General features: G+C 60.8%; 18 protein-coding genes. 7 read left to right on the plus strand and 11 right to left on the minus strand.

Annotated elements, in window-relative coordinates; all coding sequences use genetic code 11:
- Window positions 1-26: 26 nt before the first annotated feature.
- The gene (locus ACSQ3D_RS27275; RefSeq protein ID WP_436128932.1) at window positions 27-1,028 is read right to left on the minus strand and encodes a Bug family tripartite tricarboxylate transporter substrate binding protein; all 1,002 of its coding nucleotides are present in this window, start codon (window positions 1,026-1,028) and stop codon (window positions 27-29) included.
- Between the two features lie 98 nt (window positions 1,029-1,126).
- Between ACSQ3D_RS27275 and ACSQ3D_RS27280 the strand changes: the two genes are divergently transcribed.
- The 6 genes from ACSQ3D_RS27280 to ACSQ3D_RS27305 all read left to right on the plus strand — a co-directional run bounded on the left by ACSQ3D_RS27280 (window position 1,127) and on the right by ACSQ3D_RS27305 (window position 6,703).
- Window positions 1,127-1,819, plus strand: coding sequence for an aspartate/glutamate racemase family protein (locus ACSQ3D_RS27280; RefSeq protein WP_436128933.1), 693 nt, complete (start codon window positions 1,127-1,129; stop codon window positions 1,817-1,819).
- Window positions 1,820-1,850: 31 nt separating this feature from the next.
- Complete coding sequence (locus ACSQ3D_RS27285) at window positions 1,851-2,924, plus strand: isocitrate/isopropylmalate dehydrogenase family protein (protein ID WP_436128934.1); 1,074 nt, start codon at window positions 1,851-1,853, stop codon at window positions 2,922-2,924.
- 15 nt (window positions 2,925-2,939) lie between these two features.
- Entirely contained in the window at window positions 2,940-4,211 is a 1,272-nt protein-coding gene (gene otnK / locus ACSQ3D_RS27290; protein WP_436128935.1) for a 3-oxo-tetronate kinase, read from the plus strand.
- Window positions 4,212-4,221: 10 nt separating this feature from the next.
- Complete coding sequence (locus tag ACSQ3D_RS27295) at window positions 4,222-5,139, plus strand: GntR family transcriptional regulator (RefSeq protein WP_007852672.1); 918 nt, start codon at window positions 4,222-4,224, stop codon at window positions 5,137-5,139.
- A complete protein-coding gene (locus tag ACSQ3D_RS27300; protein ID WP_436128936.1) occupies window positions 5,136-5,825 on the plus strand; it encodes a class II aldolase/adducin family protein in 690 nt (229 codons plus the stop codon). Before ACSQ3D_RS27295 ends, ACSQ3D_RS27300 begins: the two co-directional genes overlap by 4 nt.
- Window positions 5,826-5,893: 68 nt before the next feature.
- Complete coding sequence (locus ACSQ3D_RS27305; protein ID WP_436128937.1) at window positions 5,894-6,703, plus strand: methylglyoxal synthase; 810 nt, start codon at window positions 5,894-5,896, stop codon at window positions 6,701-6,703.
- A gap of 302 nt (window positions 6,704-7,005) precedes the next feature.
- Here the strand turns inward: ACSQ3D_RS27305 and eno are convergent, their stop codons facing one another.
- The 4 genes from eno to ACSQ3D_RS27325 are packed head-to-tail and all read right to left on the minus strand — an operon-like array spanning window position 7,006 to window position 11,580.
- Entirely contained in the window at window positions 7,006-8,301 is a 1,296-nt protein-coding gene (gene eno / locus ACSQ3D_RS27310) for a phosphopyruvate hydratase (RefSeq protein ID WP_436128938.1), read from the minus strand.
- 2 nt (window positions 8,302-8,303) lie between these two features.
- Window positions 8,304-9,719, minus strand: a complete 1,416-nt coding sequence (gene pyk, locus ACSQ3D_RS27315; protein WP_436128939.1) for a pyruvate kinase — start codon at window positions 9,717-9,719, stop codon at window positions 8,304-8,306.
- 11 nt (window positions 9,720-9,730) lie between these two features.
- Window positions 9,731-11,359: an NADP-dependent glyceraldehyde-3-phosphate dehydrogenase gene (locus ACSQ3D_RS27320; RefSeq protein WP_436128940.1), complete on the minus strand. Its 1,629-nt coding sequence runs from the start codon at window positions 11,357-11,359 to the stop codon at window positions 9,731-9,733.
- Window positions 11,356-11,580 carry a hypothetical protein gene (locus tag ACSQ3D_RS27325; protein WP_436128941.1) on the minus strand — a complete coding sequence of 75 codons (225 nt, stop codon included), beginning with the start codon at window positions 11,578-11,580 and terminating at the stop codon, window positions 11,356-11,358. Before ACSQ3D_RS27325 ends, ACSQ3D_RS27320 begins: the two co-directional genes overlap by 4 nt.
- Window positions 11,581-11,776: 196 nt before the next feature.
- On the opposite strand from ACSQ3D_RS27325, the gene ACSQ3D_RS27330 reads away from it, so the two are divergent.
- Window positions 11,777-12,682: an FCD domain-containing protein gene (locus ACSQ3D_RS27330; protein WP_436128942.1), complete on the plus strand. Its 906-nt coding sequence runs from the start codon at window positions 11,777-11,779 to the stop codon at window positions 12,680-12,682.
- A gap of 230 nt (window positions 12,683-12,912) precedes the next feature.
- Here ACSQ3D_RS27330 and ACSQ3D_RS27335 read toward each other — a convergent pair whose 3' ends face one another.
- The 6 genes from ACSQ3D_RS27335 to ACSQ3D_RS27360 form a co-directional block, all read right to left on the minus strand.
- A complete protein-coding gene (locus tag ACSQ3D_RS27335; RefSeq protein ID WP_436128943.1) occupies window positions 12,913-13,650 on the minus strand; it encodes a Crp/Fnr family transcriptional regulator in 738 nt (245 codons plus the stop codon).
- Window positions 13,651-13,871: 221 nt separating this feature from the next.
- Window positions 13,872-14,648 carry an enoyl-CoA hydratase/isomerase family protein gene (locus ACSQ3D_RS27340; protein WP_436128944.1) on the minus strand — a complete coding sequence of 259 codons (777 nt, stop codon included), beginning with the start codon at window positions 14,646-14,648 and terminating at the stop codon, window positions 13,872-13,874.
- Between the two features lie 44 nt (window positions 14,649-14,692).
- Complete coding sequence (locus tag ACSQ3D_RS27345) at window positions 14,693-15,526, minus strand: amidohydrolase family protein (protein WP_436128945.1); 834 nt, start codon at window positions 15,524-15,526, stop codon at window positions 14,693-14,695.
- Window positions 15,527-15,541: 15 nt separating this feature from the next.
- Complete coding sequence (locus ACSQ3D_RS27350) at window positions 15,542-16,264, minus strand: NAD(P)H-dependent oxidoreductase (protein WP_436128946.1); 723 nt, start codon at window positions 16,262-16,264, stop codon at window positions 15,542-15,544.
- Window positions 16,261-16,989, minus strand: coding sequence for an enoyl-CoA hydratase-related protein (locus ACSQ3D_RS27355; protein ID WP_436128947.1), 729 nt, complete (start codon window positions 16,987-16,989; stop codon window positions 16,261-16,263). Before ACSQ3D_RS27355 ends, ACSQ3D_RS27350 begins: the two co-directional genes overlap by 4 nt.
- Window positions 16,990-16,991: 2 nt before the next feature.
- A complete protein-coding gene (locus tag ACSQ3D_RS27360) occupies window positions 16,992-20,534 on the minus strand; it encodes an indolepyruvate ferredoxin oxidoreductase family protein (RefSeq protein WP_436128948.1) in 3,543 nt (1,180 codons plus the stop codon).
- Window positions 20,535-20,604: the final 70 nt, after the last annotated feature.

Below are 20,604 nucleotides of genomic sequence, written 5' to 3' on the forward strand. Positions count from 1 at the left end.
CATGTCCGCTGCGTTGATGGAAGGAGTTACTCGGGCTTGATGTCGTGGCTCTTGACCAACTGCGACCAGCGCGCCGTCTCAGCTTTGATAAAGCTGCCAAACTGTTCAGGGGTGCCGCCTACCGGCTCATCGCCCAAACTGGTGATGGCCTTCACCATTTCAGGCTGCTTGAGGATTTCGTTGATGGAGGCGTTCAGCTTCGCGATGATGGGCGCTGGCGTGCCCTTGGGAGCGACGACACCGAACCAGTTGGAAATCTCCATGCCCTTGATGCCCAACTCCTCAAAGGTAGGCACGTCCTTGAGAAGCGGCGAGCGCTGGGTACTAGTGATCGCCAGAGGGCGCAGTCGAGGCTCGCTGCCTGAGACATAGGGCATCACCGCAAAGATCCACTCAAACATGATGTTGACGTTCCCAGCGATCAGGTCATTGGTCGCCGGCGCGCCTCCCTTGTACGCAATGTGCGTCATCTCGATGCCGGCTGCATCCTGCAGCAGCTCGCCCGCAAGGTGATGAGAACCACCGATACCACCGGAAGCGAAGCTCAGCGAATTGGGCTTTGCCTTGCTTGCCGCTATCACCTCCTTGACGGATTTGAAGGGGGATGCCTGTGCGACCGACATGATCAGCGGCCCCTTCTCAATCATCACAACAGGCACCAAGTCAGTTGCTGGATCGAAGTTGAGCTTGCGGAACAGGGCCTTGTTGACCGCAAGCGGGGCGAAGTTGCCCAAGCCGATGACGTAGCCATCGCCCTTCGCTTTGGCGATGTAGTCCGTCCCGATGTTTCCACCAGCACCTGGCCTGTTTTCAACGATTACCGGCACGCCGTACATCACCGACAACTTCGTCGCAATCTGGCGCGAACGGGTGTCCGAGCTGCCGCCCGCGGCGTAGGGCACCACAAACGTGATGTTTTTGTTTGGATAGCTTCCAACGTCAGTATTCGCGAACGCAGGAACAGCCAGCAGGCCTCCGATCGTCATCAGGGCGAGTCTGCGAAGGCGTTGATTGTTGGTCAGATGCACTTTTGTCTCCTTTTGGTTTGTGGTCGGTAGATACCCGATATTGTATCGGCATCGATATTGGTACAATCAGTGTCAACCCTACATCGGATATCCAGCAAATGAATGCACCAAAAATTGCTTTGATACATGCCACGCCGCTGGCGATTAGGCCAATCGAAGAAGCTTTTGCGCGTCTTTGGCCAGAGGCCTACTGCATGAACTTGCTTGATGACAGCTTGTCTGTTGACCTCGCTGAGGCAGGCGAAATCACCGGTGGCCTCACGGACCGGTTCCACTCCCTGACCCGCTATGCGGAGAGTGCTGGAGTGAAGGGCGTGCTCTTCACTTGCTCAGCGTTTGGCCCAGCCATCGATGCGGCAGCAGCAGGTGTCGACTTGCCTACGTTCAAACCAAACGAAGCGATGTTTGGCGAAGCGCTGGGCGTGTGCGCAAAGCTTGGGCGCACAGGAAAGATAGGAATGGTTTCGACGTTCGCGCCCTCTGTGTCGAGCATGAAGGAAGAGCTTCGCGAACTCGCAGCCAAGTTGAATTTGGACTACGTGCTGAAAGTCGAGTGCCCATACGCCGCGCTGAAGGCGCTGAGTGAAGGCAACGTTGATATCCATGACACCCTGGTCAGCAAGGCCGCACAGGAACTCATCGACTGTGACGTGATCATGCTGGGCCAGTTCTCTACCTCACACATGAGGAGCCGCGTCGAAGCGGAGACGCGTCGGCCAGTCCTTTCAAGTCCTGACAGCGCGGTAAAGCTGCTCAGGCGTTCCGTTGAACATTCCGCCACCACCCCCTAGTTTTAACCCCCGCAACTGACTGGAGACTCACATGAAATTCATCGTTCTGCCCTGCGACGGCATCGGCCCCGAAATCGTTGACGCATCCGTGCGCGTGCTGAAGGCAGCCGGCACTCGCTTCGGCCTGGACTTCCAATTCGACTATGAAGACCTGGGCTTCGCGAGCCTGGAAAAGTACGGGGTTACCATCCGCGACGAGCTGCTGGAACGCTCGAAGACCTACGACGGCATCATCCTGGGCACGCAGTCGCATGCCGACTACCCCCCGCCAGAGAAGGGCGGTCGCAACGTGTCCGCTGCGTACCGCATCGGTCTGGACCTGTACGCCAACGTGCGCCCCGCACGCACACGGCCTTTCCTGCAGTCCAACATGCGCGAAGGCAAGACCATGGACCTGGTCATCATGCGCGAAGCCACCGAGGGCTTCTACCCAGACCGCAACATGTCGCGCGGCTGGGGTGAGGTCATGCCCAGTCCCGACATGGCGCTGTCCACGCGCAAGATCACCCGCCACTGCAGCGAGCGCATCGCGCGCCGCGCCTTCGAGCTGGCCATGACCCGCAAGAAGCGCGTCACCGCCATCCACAAGGCCAACAGCTTCCACATGACCGACGGCCTGTTCCTCGAAGCAGTGCGCCATGTTGCCAAGGATTTCCCGGAGGTGGTGCTGGACGATCTGCTGGTGGATGCCTCGACCGCCCACCTGGTCAAGGAGCCGGAGCGCTTCGACGTGCTGGTGGCCACCAACTTCTACGGCGACATCCTCTCGGACCTGTGCAGCGAACTTTCGGGCAGCCTGGGTCTGGCAGGTTCCATCATGGCCAGCGACACGAACTGCTGCGCGCAGGCTCAGCACGGCTCGGCACCTACCATCGCCGGCCAGGACAAGGCCAACCCCACCTCCATGATCCTGTCCGTCGCGATGATGGTGGCCTGGCTCGGCGACAAGCGCGGCGACGCCAAGCTCAAGCAAGCTGCCAAGGCCATCGAGACCGCAGTGGACAAGGTGCTGGAGAACCCCACTACCCGCACTGCGGACATCGGCGGAAGCATCGGCTGCAAGGCCTTCGCCACGGCCGTGGCGGATGCCGTGTCAGCCGCCTGAGTCTGGACGGTGCCCATGAAACCACCCTATCTGGGTTGCATCGCCGATGACTTCACCGGCGCGACCGACCTGGCCAGCAACCTGGTGCGCAGCGGCATGCGGGTGGTGCAAACCATCGGCATTCCGTCTGAGCCTCCCAGTGAAGAGGTCGATGCGATCGTGATCGCGTTGAAATCGCGCACGATCCCGGCCAACCAGGCCGTGGAGCAGTCGCTCGCTGCGCTCCAATGGTTGCGGGCGCAGCAAGTGCAGCAGGTCTATTTCAAGTACTGCTCCACGTTCGACTCCACGCCAGAAGGCAACATCGGCCCGGTAACCGATGCGCTCATGGACGCACTCGGCACCGAGTTCACGATTGCGTGCCCCGCGTTCCCCGAGAATGGTCGCTCCGTCTACAAGGGCTACCTGTTCGCGGGCGACGTGTTGCTGCAGGAGTCGGGCATGCGGAACCATCCCCTCACGCCCATGACCGACTCCAACCTCGTGCGCGTGCTGCAGGCCCAGACCAAGCGGCGCGTGGGTCTGGTGGATCACAGCTACGTCCGGCGGGGTAGTGACGCCGTCAGCGTTCGCATTGCCGAGCTGCGCAGCGAAGGCGTTGAAATCGCCATCGTCGATGCCATCGACAATGACGATCTGCTGGCGATGGGTCCCGCCTTGGCCGGGCTGCCCCTGGTCACTGCGGGTTCGGGCGTTGCCGTCGGCCTGCCAGCCAACTTCGGGGTGACTGCCAGCGACCTGGCCGCAAGACTGCCAGCGGCTCATGGCCGCCGTGCAATCGTGTCCGGTAGTTGCTCGGTGGCCACCAATGCACAGGTTGCAGACTTCCGGCAGCGTGGTGGGGCCGCGTTCTCCATTGATCCGATGCAGATCGTGGCCGGTGTGGACGTGGTCTCCGAAGCGTTGGCGTGGGCAGACAAGCTGCTCGATGCTGGGCCTGTGCTGGTGTATGCCACCGCGGAGCCTGAGGCGGTGAAAACCACCCAGGCAAAGCTCGGTGTGGAGGAAGCCGGGCAGATGGTTGAGCATGCACTGTCCCAGATTGCCCGCGGGTTGGTAGCCAAAGGCGTGGGGCAACTGGTGGTCGCTGGAGGCGAAACCTCGGGTGCTTGCGTTCAGGCGCTTGGCATTGACCGCATGCGCATCGGTCCCGCCATCGCACCCGGGGTCCCCTGGTGCCACGCACAATCACGCTATGCTTTGACCGATGGAATCCACGTGACGTTGAAGTCCGGCAACTTCGGCACAACTGATTTCTTTACCAAGGCCTTTGAACAGCTGACCTGACGAGTTCACGATGAAATCCAATGCTGCACTTGAAATCGCGCCGAGTGGGAATGTAAGCCCTCTCATCCCCAAACTGGCTGCCCAGATTCTGGAGATGGTTCAGCGCGAGGGCCTGCCCAAGGGTTACCGTCTCACGGAGCAAGCGTTGTGCGACGCATTGGACGTGTCTCGCTCGCCAGTGAGAAAGGCCCTGCAGTTCCTGGAATCCACCGGGGTCGTGACTTCCAATCCGAACCGGGGATTCCAGCTCGCCAAGGAGTCGCATGAGATCAAAGGCCTTGATCTCTCTGAGGCCGGCGTTTCCAGCGAGGATACCTACATGCGAATCGCCAGCGATCGCATCAAGGGCTACATCGATCAGGAGGTGACCGAGGTAGAGCTGATGAGCCGGTACGGCTTGGCCAGGCCTCAGATGCAGCGACTTCTCAACACCATGGCCAAGGACGGCCTGGTGGACCGCAAGCCCGGGCGCGGCTGGGTCTTTCGTCGCATGCTCACAAGCCTCGAATCGCACCGCGAGAGCTATCGCTTTCGCATGATGCTGGAGCCCGCTGCCATTCTCGAACCTGGCTACACCGTGGACCTGGCCGAGTTGGAGCGCTGCCGCCGGGAGCAGCAGGAACTGCTCGATGGCGGCATCGAGCAGTGCACACCAGCGCAGCTGTTCCAGGCGGGCAGTCACTTCCATGAAACCGTGGCGGCCGGCAGCGGCAACCGCTTTGTGGTCGATGCGCTGCGCAACGTCAATCAGATGCGCCGCATCGTCGAATACGGCACGCTGCTGGACCGCAGCCGCCTCCACCGCCAGTGCGAAGAGCACCTGCAGTTGATCGAGCTGCTGGTGCGCGGCGAACGCATGGAAGCGTCGCTGTTCCTGCGTCAGCACCTGAACACCGCGCGCATCACGAAATTGGGGAGCGAGGAGTGACCGAATCCCAGGCCCGAGAAGAAATTTGCCGCGTGGGAGCCAGCCTGTTCGCACGTGGCTATGTGCACGCCACGGCCGGCAACATCAGTACCCGCCTTGCACCGGAGCACGGCGGCGGTTTTCTCATCACTCCCACCGATGCCTGCCTGGGCTTTCTGGACCCGGCGCAACTGGCGCGCATCGGCGACGACGGCGCTCAGCTCAGCGGCGCCCGCGCCAGCAAGACCATCACGCTGCACCGCGCCATCTACCGTGCAACCGAGGCTGCGGGGCAACCCGCCACCTGTGTGATGCACACCCATAGCACGCACCTGGTTGCGCTCACGCTGCGGCGCAGTGGCTACCTGGAGCAGAGCGGCGAATTGCTCCCTCCCATCACCCCTTATTTCGTGATGAAGGTGGGCCGAGTGCCCCTGGTGCCCTACCAGCGGCCTGGTGCGCCCGCCGTGGCGCAGGAGGTTGCGCAACTCATTGCCGAATACGCCTCCAAGGGCCGCCAGCTCCGCGCGGTGATGCTCGACCGGCTAGGTCCGAATGTGTGGCACCGCACGCCTTCCGAGGCCATGGCCACGTTGGAGGAACTGGAGGAGACCGCCAAACTCTGGTTGCTCTCGGATTTCAGTTGCTCCAGCCTGGGCGACTCAGATCTGGCGGAGCTGCGCGAAACATTCGCTGCATCGTGGTAGAGCACCGTCCTCGAAGGTCATTCGGCTTGGCAGCACACCGGCTGCACCGCTCGAAAGCGGACGGTGGATTGGCCCTATGGGCTGCTGCCTCGCAAAGCGCGCTAGCCGAGTTGCAGCTGGGTATTGCCGCGGTTGGCGGCTGCGCCGACGCCATTGAGAAGCATGCCCTGGCTGGCCATTTCCCGCACCTCACGCGCCTGCCCTATGGCCGCGAGGGCGGGGTGATGCGCGTGGTCTCGCGCATCGCAGGCGGCGTGCATGCCGAGCAGGAACTGGCTGGCGCCATCTACCTGCTGGACCCGCTCGACCCCTCATCGCTGTACCCCGAGGCCCAGGCCCTCAAGCGCCAGTGCATCTCGCACGGCAAGCCCCTGCTGCTCACCGTGGCCGCCGCAGTCGAGTGGGTCGCGGTGGAGGCCGCATTGCAGGCTGGCACTTCGCTGCGCCAGCGCCCGCCGGCCATGGTGCCGGCCATCGACCAACAGTCCGTCGCGCTCATCGCCCACGATGCCTTGAAGTCCGCCATGGTGGACTTCGCCTTCCGCCATTTTGATCTGCTCTCGCAGACTAAGGAGCGCTTTGCCACCGGCACCACCGGTGGCCGCCTCAACGAGATGGCCTGGTCGCGCGGCTGGCCGCGCGACCTGCCCTGGGTGCAGCCGCTGCGCAGCGGCCCGCTGGGCGGCGACGCACAGATCGCCGAGCTGGTGCTCGACCAGCGCTGCGACAAGGTGCTGTTCTTCGAAGACGTGCACGTCGCGCGCCAGCACGAGGCCGACATCCAGCTGCTGGAGCGCGCCGTCTGCACCAAGAGCTTCGAGGCCGCCTGCTACCACACGCCCGCCATGGCCGACGCCTGGGCCACGGCTTGGCGCTAGTGCACGCGTAGAGGCTGGCCCCTGTCAGCGGACCGGACTCTTGCGTCCGACCCTCTCGAACCTGCTTGGGATTGGATCTGCGCCTTGCGCCGCCATCGACTTTCTCGCATGTTTCGACACGCAACGAGTTCGCACGAAATCAAAGGGCAAAAAAAGTGTCAGCCTCTGCGCGACCGGGTATCGGCAGCCAGATCCGCTTCCGATGACTTCCACAACCGACCGCTCGCAAGTCTGGATACCGCGCCTGGAAAGCGCGACGTGATCCAACCTTTGAGCGGCGGTGATCAAATCGGATCAACGCTTCAAGCAAACCGCTTGATGTTGATGAATGCAGACTCCCCTGCATACAGAGCGTCAGTCCCCAATTCACGTTCGATCATCAACAAGCGGTTGTACTTCGCCACACGGTCCGATCTGCAGAGTGAGCCCGTCTTGATCTGGGTCGCACGCGTCGCAACTGCAAGGTCGGCAATCGTCGTGTCTTCTGTCTCTCCTGACCGGTGCGATGCCACCGCGGTGAATTTCGAATCGGTTGCCAGCTTGATGGCAGCCAGCGTTTCGGAAAGCGTTCCGATCTGGTTGGGTTTGATGAGGATGGAGTTGGCGATGCCTTCGGAAAGTCCGCGCTTGAGGATGGAGGTATTGGTCACGAACAAGTCGTCGCCGACGAGTTGGACGGTGCGGCCGATCTTCTCCGTCAGGAGGCGCCAGCCGTGCCAGTCGTCCTCCGCCAAGCCATCCTCAATCGAGAGGATGGGGTAGCTTGCCGACAAGGAGGCAAGGTAGTCCACGAAATCTTCCGACGAATAGGATCCGCCCTCAGAGCTGAGGACGTACTTCCCATCATGTCGAAACTCCGAGCTTGCGACATCAAGGCCCAGCCAGATGTCTTTCCCTGGAACGAACCCTGCAACGGAGATGGCCTTGAGGATCGTCTCCAGGGCCTCCGCGTTCGAGGCCAGGTTGGGCGCGAACCCGCCCTCGTCGCCAACCGAAGTCGCGAGCCCACGGCTCTTGAGAATCGACTTCAGCGCGTGAAAGACCTCCACGCCGTAGCGCAGCGACTCGCCAAACGTCGGGGCGCCCGTTGGCAGAATCATGAACTCCTGGATGTCGATGTTGTTGTCGGCATGGGCGCCCCCGTTGATGATGTTCATCATGGGCACGGGCAACTGGAAGCGATGGCCAGGTGCTGCGAGCGAGCGGTACAGAGGAAGGTCGGACGCGGCGGCCCGAGCCTTTGCATTTGCCAGCGACACGGCAAGAAGTGCGTTGGCGCCAAGACGTTCCTTCGCCTCGGTACCGTCCAGTTCGATCATGACTTTGTCGATCCCGGCCTGATCGTCGCTGTCCATCCCGATCAAGGCTGAGCGAAGCTCGCCATTGACATGCGAAACCGCCTTCAGCACGCCCTTGCCGCCATAGCGCCCTTTGTCGTTGTCGCGCAGTTCGACTGCCTCACGGGTCCCGGTGGAAGCACCGGATGGGACGCCTGCGAAGCCCGTTGTTCCGTCCTCCAGGGTCACCGTAGCGGCAACGGTGGGATTGCCTCGCGAGTCGAGGATTTCGAGACCTTTAATGTTTGTGATCTTTGCCATTTCTATGCCTTAGCTATGTGAAGAAAATTCGTGCTTCCGACCTGCCCGAAGGGCATGCCCGCCGCCACGGCGAAGAACTGCCCAGGCGATGAGATGCCTTGCGCGCCAGCGATAGCGCAGGCCTTTTGCACCATGTCAGGAACATCGGCGACGACGTCGCCGGAGAAAACAGAGTGGACACCCCATACCAGGCTGAGGCGCCGTGCAATCGCCTCGTCTGGCGTGACGCTCACCACAGTGGCCACGGGGCGCTCGCGCGCTGCACGCAGCGAGGTCGCGCCCGAACGGGTATAGGTGACCACCGCCGATAGTTCGAGGAGGTTCGCGACCGAGCGAAGCGAGAGACAGATCGCGCCAGCCACTGAGGCTTGGGGAGTCTTTTGGGTTGCCTCGATGCCAGCTCGGTACTGCGGGTCCGACTCGACCTCGGCAATGATTCGGCTCATCATTGCGACCGCCTCCCGAGGGAATGAGCCGGAAGCAGATTCGGCGGAAAGCATTACCGCATCTGCGCCGTCGTAGACGGCGGCGGCAACGTCGGACGCTTCTGCTCGCGTTGGCACTGGAGACGAGATCATCGACTCAAGCATCTGGGTAGCCACGATGACCGGCTTTCCTGCTTCCCGGCAGGTCCTGACGATTCGACGCTGGATCCTGGGGACCTGTTCCGCCGGCAGCTCGACGCCCATATCGCCTCGGGCAACCATCACGGCATCAGACGCCGCCACGATGGCATCCAGCGATTCAATCGCCGCGGGCTTCTCAAGTTTGGCAAGGACGCCTGCACGCCCTTGAACGATGGCGCGCAGCTCTTCCAAATCTTCGGGGCGCTGCACAAACGACAGGGCGACCCAGTCGATGTTCAAGGTGAGGCCGAACTCCAGATCAGCGCGGTCCTTCTCGGTGAGCGCGGAAAGCGGCAGCAAAACAGAAGGTACGTTCACACCCTTTCGCTCCGAGAGAACGCCGCCTGCCACCACTTCGGTGTCCGCGTAGTCAGGACCGCAGGACTCAACAAGAAGGCGGATTTTCCCGTCATCAAGGAGCAGATCCGTGCCAGGCTGCAGCGCCGCAAAGATCTCTGGATGCGGCATCGAGACGCGAGTTTTCCCACCCACTTCGGGTGAGAGGTCCAGCCTGAATTTGTCACCAGGCGCGAGCATGACAGGGCCATCGGCGAACTTTCCAATGCGCAACTTGGGACCTTGCAGGTCCAACAAGATTGCGATGGGGCGACCGGTCTCGCGCTCGACTTGCCGGATCATCTCGGCACGCTCCTGGTGCTGGGCATGCGAGCCATGGCTGAAGTTCAGACGGAAGACATCTGCACCAGCCTCGAACAGTGCGCGTATGGTCTGAAGGTCCGCGCTGGCGGGCCCAAGGGTCGCGACGATCTTTGCTTTTCTCGATCTCTTCATGGTCGGTCTTTTCACAGAATGAACCCTGTGTTGATGAAGTTGGAGCTGTGGTCGCGGACGATGGCATTGAGCAGTTGTTTGCTCTTCTCCGTCTCCTTCAGGGCAACCATCGAGCGAATCGAGAACGCTCTCAGTGCATCAGCCACGGACAACGTGCCCTCAGCGGAGTCTTTCCGTCCTGCAAAAGGGAACACGTCTGGACCACGTTGGCACTGGCAGTTGATGTTCACCCGGCAGACTTGGTTGACGAGAGGGTCGACCAAGGCGCCGATCTCGTCTGCATCAGTGCCGAAGATGCTGACCTGCTGACCATGGTCGGAGGTCATGACGTAGTCCAGCGCCTCCTTCACATCGTCGAAGGTCATCACCGGCACGACGGGTCCGAACTGCTCCTCCCGGAAAAGGCGCATTCCCTCCCGAACCGGATAGACGACCGCCGGATAGAACAAGGTGGCGCAGTGCTCGCCTCCGTTCGCATTGACCACGACAGCACCCTTCTCCACGGCTTCCGTAATGGCCTCCGTCATGTATGCCGTGCGATGAGGCCCAGGCAGTGGCGTGATGTTGACGCCGCTCTCCCACGGCATGCCAACCTTGAGCTTGCGGACCTCGTCGGTAAAACGACGGATGAACTCCGCGACGATCGACTGGTGCACGATCAACATCTTCAATGCAGTGCACCTCTGACCGTTGAACGAGAGCGCACCTTGCACGCACTCTTTGACCGCAACATCGAGATCCGCGTCGGGGAGCACGATGGCGGCATTCTTCGCGTCAAGCCCGAGTACGGCGCGCAGGCGGTGAGATTTTGGATGCTGCTTCTTGAGATGGTCCGCAACGCGGCTGGATCCGATCAACGCCAGGACGTTGACCTTGCCGCTCGCCAACATGCGCGGCACGACCAGCTCGCCGGGGGCATAGATGGTGTTGACGACACCCTTGGGAAACGCGGTACGGAATGCTTCGAGCAGTGGCCAGAACAAGAGCGTTCCATACTGCGGTGGTTTCAGCACGACGGTGTTCCCCATCAACAGCGCCGGGATCAGCGTGCAGAAGGTCTCATTGAGCGGGTAGTTGTAAGGGCCCATGCACAGCACCACACCCAAAGGTGTTCGCCGAACCTGACCGATGGTGCCCTCGACCACGGTGAAGCGCGAGTTTTCGTTGTCCTGCGCCTTGAGGGCGACGATGGTGGCCTGGATGTACTCGACAGTTCGATCGAACTCCTTGCGCGAGTCGGCAAGGCTTTTTCCAATTTCCCACATCAACAACTTGACGACCAGGTCCCGCTGAGCGGCCATCTGTCGAACGAATTCCTGCATGCATTCAATGCGCTTTGAGACGGGCATCGTTGGCCACTCTCCACGTCCGCTGTCGTAGGCCTGTACAGCGGCCTCAAGAATCGAGTCGCTCTCGGCGACCCCCATGACGGGGTAGCTGCCAATCTCCACCTGGGACACCGAACCATCGGTTGCTCGCACGCAGATCGGCGACAGCACGCGCTTCATGTCCCCTGACCATGTAGCGAGCCGACCGTTCACAACGTACGCGCGCTGATGGATGGGCGTTTCCAGCCTGTGTTCGCTCGGTATGTCTTCAGGCGACGGGAAAAATTGACTTAGCTGAATGCTGGGGTTCATGGCGTCTCGATCAGTTGTAGGTCACCCATTTCGGGAGAGCGTTGTAGCGGCCGCAAGGGCTTCCCAACGGAAGCGCTGATCTGCGGCACCAGACGGCCGTTATTTTGTACCAAACATTGAATTTGTACAATGAAAGATGGAGCTGCTACTGCTTCCACATCGGCCATGAAGGCCTCGGCTGAGTAAATTTCGTGCACAAATTTGCGCATTTCGCCTTTCATCAGGCCCCTGCCTATCGAATGAAATGCTGTCGTGCATGCCGATTCGTATTGTACCAAATTAAGTTTTGATGCAAACTGGCGGCATGTCTTATGCACATAGCATTCAGGTCACCCTACGCGCCCGTTGGCAGGTAGGAAATAGGTGCGTGCAGGTCCTCACGAACGCTGGGCTTCGCGCGCAGGCATGCACCTCGGAATGGATATGCGGCTGAGTTCCACGCTGGTCGTGCAGGTCCTCGACTTCGTCGCGGAGTCGAACCTCAAGGTTGGTGGAAGGTTGTCGGCGCAGTCTCTCGCGACCAGGCTCCGCGTCTCTCGAACACCCGTCAACGCAGCCTTGGAACAGCTGTCTGAACAAGGTGTCCTGCGATGGGAGAGGAAGCGCGGATACATCCTTGCCCAACCGATTGATCTGCAGTCCAGTGCTCTTTCCGCGGCCAGGGAAGCGGTGGAAAAGGACCGCATCACGCATGCCTATCTGCAGATCGCGGAAGACCGGCTTCAAGGCGAGCTGGGAGACGAGTTCTCGGACCTCGAAATCCGGCAGCGCTACGCGCTGACACCCAATCAAACATCGGCAGTTCTCGCGCGAATTTGCCAAGAGGGGTGGATCCAAGAACGTGCGGGGCACGGTTGGAAGTTCTGCACGATGCTGACGACTCCCGACGAGCTGATGCAGTCGTACCGACTGCGCTTGGCTTTGGAGCCTGCCGCACTTTTAGAGCCCGGGTACAGGATGCCCCGTGAGATCTTGGAGCAGTGCCGTGCGGCAGAGATTCGAATGCTGCACCAGGGGATCGACGTTGACACCGCAGACCAGATCCATGCGCGCGGTGTCAGCTTTCACGAAGCACTGGTGGCTGGGTCGAAGAATCCGCTGTTTATTGATGCAATCAGGCAGGTGAACACTGTGCGCAGACTGCTCGCCTACAGGTCAACGAAGGACAGGACCTGGCACAAGGAGCACTGCCATCAGCACCTGAACATCCTTGATCTGCTGGAGCAGGGAGAGAACGCAAAAGCCTCAGAGTCGCTGGCCCTGCACTTGCGCCGCAATCTTTTCAGCATCCAAAAGATCCACGTCGTCCCGCAGATGTCGTAGCAGTGTGGCCCGTCTCACTACTCCCGGAAAATCGAAAGCCAAGACCAATTGCAGCTGCCACGAGGGCTAATCAATCGATGCCACCACTTTTGATAAGAGAACGACGATTCATTGGACCACCTCGAGTTTTGGAATAGAGGACCTTGCTTGGCTTCTCCTTGTGGTTATCGAAGCGATTTATTCGCGTTCACTCCTCAAGAGAATTGAGGCAAGTGTGACGACGATCAGGCTCAAAGACAGTTTTGCACAAGACACTTGCTGGCTGGGTTTTCCCGATCCCGCAGGGATAGCAGCGTGGACATCCCTGTCGTGCGATGCCTGGTGGGGGGACAACGCGCTTCGCCACTTGACCAGGCGCGTAGACCGTCAATGTCAAGCACTTCGATGCCGCCATAGCGAACACGCAGCAGCCCCGCTTCCTGTAGTTCACGGAGTGCTTGATTGGTGTTCCCGCGCGCCAGCCCGGACAACCGACCAACCTCCTCCTGGGACATCTGCACCCGGCTACATGCACCGGGATACAACTCTTGATTGAACAATTCGGAAAGGCTGTACGCCAACCGCCCGGTTGCATCATTCAATCTGCTGATCTGCACCAACGCCATGTAGTGCGCAAGGCGCTCATTCAGCTGGCCGATGACGAATCGACTGAAAGCTGGGTTGTTCTCGAGCAGCCACAAGAAGGTGCTTTGTGGCACGAAGACGACCGTGCTGTCCTGCAACGCAACAAAAGCATACGGCCGAGGATCGCCCTTCAGCACCCAGCTTTCGCCGGCCCACGCACCTGCCGGCACAGCCCCCAACGTGGTTGCGCGACCTGTCACGTCGATGGACTCGCACTTCAAGATGCCATCAGCAACTCCTATCCAATGGGCAGAAGGAGAACCTTGCTCGCAAACAGAAGCGCCTGCCGGATACGCGCGCTCGAACATCTCGCTCCGGACATACTTATGTTGCTCTTTCGTCAAGCAAGCTCCCCAAGAGGAGCTTGCAAGCAACCGCTCGCCTTGCGCTGTCACGAAAACCGTCCTCTCAAGAAGTTCTATCTCAGTTCCGGCCCAACTCCAACCAGAAAGACTGGACGAGCCAGACCCGCTTTTGCGGAGGCTCGTTGACGTGTGTCAGGCCGACATATGCTGCCGTTCTGGATTGCGATCACCCGGCGACATGGGAAGGTCGTGTGCGCCCCTTACTTTCGTTTATGCATGATTTCCTGCCGGCGGCGATCCTGAGCCTGCCGGTTCCCAGAGTCGCTCATGCCAATCGGTAGCAAAGCATCAAGAGCAACGGTGCGCTCATCGATCTGCTTGTTCGTCGCATCCTGCAGAGCTTTCTTGGACATCGCATAGGCGACGTTACAGTCAGGAGTGATGCAGCGCGCGTAGCGAATGGCCGTGGACAGCAGTTGGTCCGGCTCCACCACTTCATGAAAGAACCCCAGTCGCTCGGCTTCCTCCAAGCCGTACAACTCACCACGCAAGGTGGTCAGCGCACCGATCTTGTCGCCGAGGGTGTACTTGATGATCTCCACATAGGCAGCTGGCATCGGAATGCCGATGGGGACCTCGTTCAGGCCAAACTTCGCGCTCTTTCGGGCCGCAACGCGGAAATCGCAGTCCAGTGCGGTGATCAGGCCGCCCGCAATGGCGTGACCATTGATGGCCGCGACCGTGGGTCTGGGGTAGCGGAAGATGCGCAGATTGGTCTCGCGGTAGGCCTTGTACCAGTCGCGGATCTTGTCGAGGTTACCGCTTCCGAATATTTCGAAACTGTACTGGAAGTCGATACCAGCCGAGAACGCATCACCCTGCCCCGTCAAAACGACGGGGAGCTCGCTGAACGCGCGCTCGAGGCGATCAAATGCTGCGTGCAGATCGGCAAAGAACTGGTCGTTCTGAACGTTGACCTTGTTGGTGTTCATGCGCACGACGGCGCATTCATCAATGACTTCGATATCCCATGCCATGCGGAGTCTCCTTCAGTTGTTAAGCAAAATAGCGGCCGGTGGAATTAATCTTCCAGATTGAACGCACGACGTGCATTACCTGCGAGGAACCGGGGGAGTACATCGTCTCCGAGTTCCAACGCCTGGATGTCCTTCATGCATTCCGTTGGGGTCAGCATCGGATAGTTGGTGCCGAACATCACCTTGTGCTTTCCCGGGCCGCGCATGTAGGCTACCAGCTCCGGCGGAAAGCGGGAGGCCTTGTAGGCCGAGGTGTCGACGTACACGTTCGGGTGTTTCATCATGAGCGAGATCATCTCGTTCACCCATGGGAATCCGATGTGCCCGCCTACGATGCGCAGTTCCGGAAATTCGTGCGCAACGTTGTCCAGGTAAGGGATCGGCCGCCCAGGCTCCGAAGGCCTCATCGGGCCTGCATGGCCCACCTGAAGACAGAACGTGATGTCGAGTTCGACGCACTCGGCATAGAGGGGGTAGTACCTGCGGTCGTCGGGAGGAAGCCCCCACAGCCAGGGCAGGACACGCAAGCCCTTGAAACCAAACTGCTTGACGCATCGGCGCAGTTCCCTCACCGCGTCCATCGGCCTGTTGATGTCGACGGACGCAACGCCGACAACATATCCGGCGTGCGCCTTGACCGCCGCGGCCACTTCATCGTTCGTGATCATCGGCCCCGCTGGCCCCCACCACGCACTCGCAATCGCTCGCGTGACACCTTGGTCGCGGAATGTCTTGAGCGCCTCGTCGTGCGAGATGTCCGGGTTGTCCTGCGCCAACGTCCGCCAAGCCGTCGGCCATCGACGCAAAGAATCGAACATAGGGTCCAGCAAGTACGCCTTGTTCGGAAGCTGCATCCATGCATCGATGATTTCGGTCATCTCACTGCTCTTGAGTCAGGTTGATGAAGTCTGCGCCACCTTGGGCCGGAACTGGTCGTCGAAATCATCCAGGCTGGGCATGGGCAGTACCGGCCGGCTGTCGATGTTCTCCACGGCGTGGAAAAGCGACATGAGCATGCCAGCGCGCTCCGTGCTGTCCACGTAGGGGACGTGGTACGCAAAGAACGGCTCATGGACGGAATAGCCCACATACCCTAACGTGCCCTGCAGCAGGTGCTTGAGCATGTCCTTCAGGTCACCATGGATCGAGTCAGGGCCGAACATGTAGTCCCGCCCACCCAGAGACGCTACAACCATCGCGCGCTTGCCACGCATGCCACCTTGGTCGTAGACCCGCATTCCACCGTAGAAGACACCCGACAGGAACACCCGGTCGATCCAACCCTTGAGTTGTGCCGGTACCGAGTACCAGAAGATGGGAAATACCAGCACGAGCAGATCGGCATTGCGCACAGCCTCGACCTCGGCGGCAATCTGTGGGTCGATGGTCTGGTTTTGCCAGGCATGACGCTGCTCCAGGGGATAGACCAGATAGTCCTCGCGCGACCTGGAACCAAAATCCTCAGCACTTGCGACGGCATTGAAGTTGATAGCCTGCAGGTCGGTGACACTCGTCTGCCAGCCATCTTTCTCTAAGGCTTCCTTGGTCATGTCACGCATGGCCGCGACGAATGAGTTTGGTTCAGGGTGTGCGTAAACGATGTGTGCGCGTTTCATTGCATGCTCTCCATTGACCTTCGACGGCGGCCGATGGCCGCGTTGATTTCGATCACCTCTTCGTCAATGCGTTGGTGATACTCGCTGCTGGGATGCAGCCAGTCCTTGATACGACGAAGAATCGTTGGATCCTTCGTGGCGAGAAACTTTGCACGCTCCCAGGCCCGTGCAGCGACATCTATCGCAGGGGATACCTCTGCGACAAGCCCCCACTCGCATGCCTCGGCGCCCGTGAACTTCTCGCCGCCGAGGAGCAGGCGCTTGGCCCGCGGCAAGCCAACAGCCTGCTGCAACAGCAGCGTGCTGGCCGCCTCCGGAACTATGCCCAGATCGATGAAGGGAAGCCGAAAGACCGTGTCGGAACTCGTCACCACCCAATCGGCATGCAGCAACCAAGTTACGCCGATCCCTGTGGCAGAGCCATGCACCGCCATCACAACAGGCTTCCTCACGTCGGCGATAGCGTGCAGAAAGGACGGTACGGCATCCTGCGGCTGCTGGGGCCATTCGTCAAAGGCCTTCAAGTCATGCCCAGCGCTGAACACTTCACCTGCCCCCGTCACCAGCATGCAGCGCACGTCGTCTCTTTCGTCGGCGGTCTTCAGAGCCTCGGCAATGGCCGCAAACATCGGCATGGTGAGTGCGTTGCGCTTCTCAGGCCGAGCTATGCAGAGGTGCCATACCCCGTCCTGCACACTGCATTGGATGGATTCGGTATTGTTCATGCTCACGCGGATGCTCCTTGCAAGCTGTTTCCCTGCGTCCTCGGCGGAATGCCCTTGCCAGTGATCTCTTCCAGCAAAGCACGCTGGCGTTCACGTGCCTCCTCGATGGCTTGCAGTTTCACATGCCCGAACCCACGTATCTGCTCGGGAATGCGCGCCAACTCCAGACACTCCTTCTGCTTGGCCGCCAAGAAAGGCATCGCGGCCTGGATACCCTGCATATATTCCTCGATCAACGCGCGCTCCGTCCTGCGTTCATGCGTGTACCCGAACGGATCGAACAACGTCCCCCGGAGGAACCTCAGCTTCGCAAGGACTCTGAATGCCGACGCCATCCAGCCGCCGTACAGTTGTTTGCGCGGGAGACCATCCGAGCCGCGACGGGCAAAGAGTGGAGGCGCCAAGGAAAACCCAATTTTGTATTCCCCATCGAACTGGCTTTCGATCAGCTTGCGCAGTTCAGGGGACGAATGCAGGCGCGCCACCTCGTACTCGTCCTTGTAGGCCATCAGCTTGAAGAGGTTCTTGGCGACGGCCTGTTCGTAGCCAGCGGGCTTAACAGCACTGGACGAGCGTACCGTCTGCAGAAAATCTTCGTACTGCTGGGCATAGCTGCTACCCTGATAGGCCACGAGCCGCACGTGACGATCATGCACCAGTTGCTGCACGTCTTCCTTGCCTGCCCTTGGAGCCCATTGCACCACCACAGCGGGCTTTGCCACCAGCCGCTCTGGCGACGCCATGTACTGCCGACCGATTTTGAACGCGCGCAAGTTGGCATCGACCGCCTGCCCGTTCAGCTCAATCGCGCGGCGCAGCGCATCGTGCGACAGCGGAACCTGCCCCGCCTGCCAAGCCGCACCCAGCAAAATCATGTTGGCATAGACACTATCTCCGCAGTACCGCACCGCGATGTCATGCGCCGGAATCTTGGCCAAGTTCTTCTCAGCACACGCCTGCTCGATGGTGGCCCACAGAGCCTCATTCGGCATGCTGAAGTCGCGGTTGCGCTGAAAGTCGGAGGTAGGTGATACATTGGTATTCACTATGGCGCGGCAATCGGACTTCAGTCGACTGATGGAGTCCGGATGCGCGCTCACCACCAAATCGCCCCCGATGAGCGCATCTGCGGCGGCGTCCGGTATGCGGGGTGCGTGGACGTCCTCGGCAGATGCCGCGATGCGCACATGGCTCCACACCGCGCCGCCCTTCTGGGCCAGGCCTGCCATGTCCATCACGGAGCAATGCAGACCCTGCAGATGAGCCGCCATGCCCAGGATGTTGCCGATCGTCAGCACGCCCGTGCCACCAATGCCGTTGACCAGCACCGCATAGCTCGTGTGCAGCGCAGGCAGTTGGGGATGTGCCGGTTCGGGCCAGGCTGCCGGATCGCCTTCAGAGCCGGCACCGGAATCGACCGGCTTCTTGCGCAAGGCCCCACCCTCTACGGCCACGAAGCTCGGGCAAAAGCCGTCGGCACAGGAGTAGTCTTTGTTGCACGAAGACTGGTTGATCTGGCGCTTGCGGCCCAGCGGCGTCTCCAGCGGCTCGATGGAGACGCAGTTGCTCTTGACAGTGCAATCGCCGCAGCCCTCGCACACTTCCGGGTTGATGACGTAGCGGACCTGAGGATCCGGATAGTTGTTGCGCTTGCGCCGACGGCGCTTTTCGGCGGCGCAGGTTTGGTCGTAGACCAAAGCGGTCACGAAAGGCAATTCGCGCAGTTCGCGCTGAACGGCGTCCAGATCGCGCCGGTGATGGAATGTCGTGCCAGGCGCAAACGCTGCTTCGTGCCCCTTGTATTTCTCGACGTCGTCACTGACAACCACGACGCGCGTCACACCTTCGGCATGCAGCAGCTGCGTCAGCATCGGCGCCGTGAGCGGCCCGTCGTGCGGCTGTCCGCCCGTGAGCGCTGTAGCGTCGTTGAACAGGACCTTGAACGTCATCGGCGTCTTGGCCGCCACGGCCTGACGGATGGAGAGCGAGCCCGAATGGAAGAACGTGCCATCGCCCATGTTGGCGAACATATGCGGCCGCTTGGAGAAGCGGCTTTGCCCCACCCAAGGAGCCCCCTCACCGCCCATGTGCGTGTAGCTCTCGGTGCGGCGATCCATCCAATTGGCCATGTAGTGGCAGCCGATCCCGGCCGTGGCGCGCGAGCCCTCCGGGACCTTGGTGGAGCTGCTGTGCGGGCAGCCGGAGCAGAAGTACGGCGTGCGCATAAGGGGCGCCAGAAGCTTTCCCTTTTCTGACGTGAAGGGAAATGCGTGGCACGCGTCCATGCCTGCGGCATGCAGCCGAGCCTGCAGAGCCGCCGCGATGTCCACGGGACCGAGTTCAGAGTCCCCGCGCAAGAGGCGATGCTCATGCGGAATCTCGAATTCCGCGCATTGGAGCCCGCCACTGGACTTGCCAACCACCTGAGGCGCCTTCTCACCGCTGGCGGCAAGCGGGTAGAGGATGTCCTTGACCTGCTGCTCGATCAACGCCCTCTTCTCTTCGACCACGAAGATCTCGTCGAGGCCCTGCGCAAATTCGCGGATGATCTGCGGTTCCAGCGGCCAGACCATGCCCAGCTTCAACAGGGCTATGCCCTTCGCGGCCATATCCTGCTCGCCGATGCCGAGCATTCCCAGAGCTTCGCGCACGTCGTTGTAGGGCTTGCCGCCCGCGATGATGCCAATACGGGAATCTGCGCCTTTGGCGACGATGCGATTCAACCCGTTGGCACGGCAGTAAGACAGCGCCAAGGGCAGCTTGGTGCGCACGATCCGCGGCTCCTGCGTCGCCCATACGTCGGGCCAGCGGATGTGGACGTCTTCCGTCGGCTTGAAATCCTCGGGCGGCCGGCATTCGACCCGGAACGGATCGACGTCCGCGATCGACGTGGTCTCGACAATATCCCCCACACACTTGAGCCCAACCCACAGGCCCGACGCGCGGCTCATCGCCCATCCATGAATCCCGTAGTCGAGGTATTCCTGCACGTTGCTCGGGTACAAGATGGGGATGAACGAAGCAACCAGCAACTGCTCGCTCTGGTGCGCAAACGAGGACGACTTGGCCGTGTGGTCGTCGGCGGCAAGCACGAGCGCTCCGCCATGCGGGGAAGTTCCAGCCGCATTGGCATGCTTGAGGGCGTCCGCGCTTCTGTCAACGCCGGGCCCCTTGCCGTACCACATAGCGAACACGCCGTCGACCGTGGCCTCCTCCGGGTGCTGCATCAATTGCTGGGTTCCCCAGCAGGCGGTCGCAGCCAAGTCTTCGTTGAGGCCCGGGATGAACTCGATCTGCTTTTCCTTCAGGAGCTTCTGGACGCCCCAAAGTACCTGGTCGAGGCCAGATAGCGGCGAACCACGGTAACCACTCACGAACCCGCCAGTATTCAACCCTGCCGCACGGTCGCGCGCGCTCTGGTTGAGCAGCAATCGAACCAGCGCCTGCGAACCGCTGATGTAGGCGGGGCCGCGATCCAGCCGATACCGGTCGTCGAGTTTCGCCGGACGTAGCAGAGCTCCTGGCGGCGGTGTGACCTCAGACATGCCGCCCCCCTCCATGTTGGACGCAGGCGGAAAGAACAGCACTGAAATGTGCTTCGGCTGCACGCAGTGA

Origin of the sequence: Acidovorax sp. LjRoot117, assembly GCF_964252695.1 — a bacterium.
Lineage (GTDB): Bacteria > Pseudomonadota > Gammaproteobacteria > Burkholderiales > Burkholderiaceae_C > Acidovorax.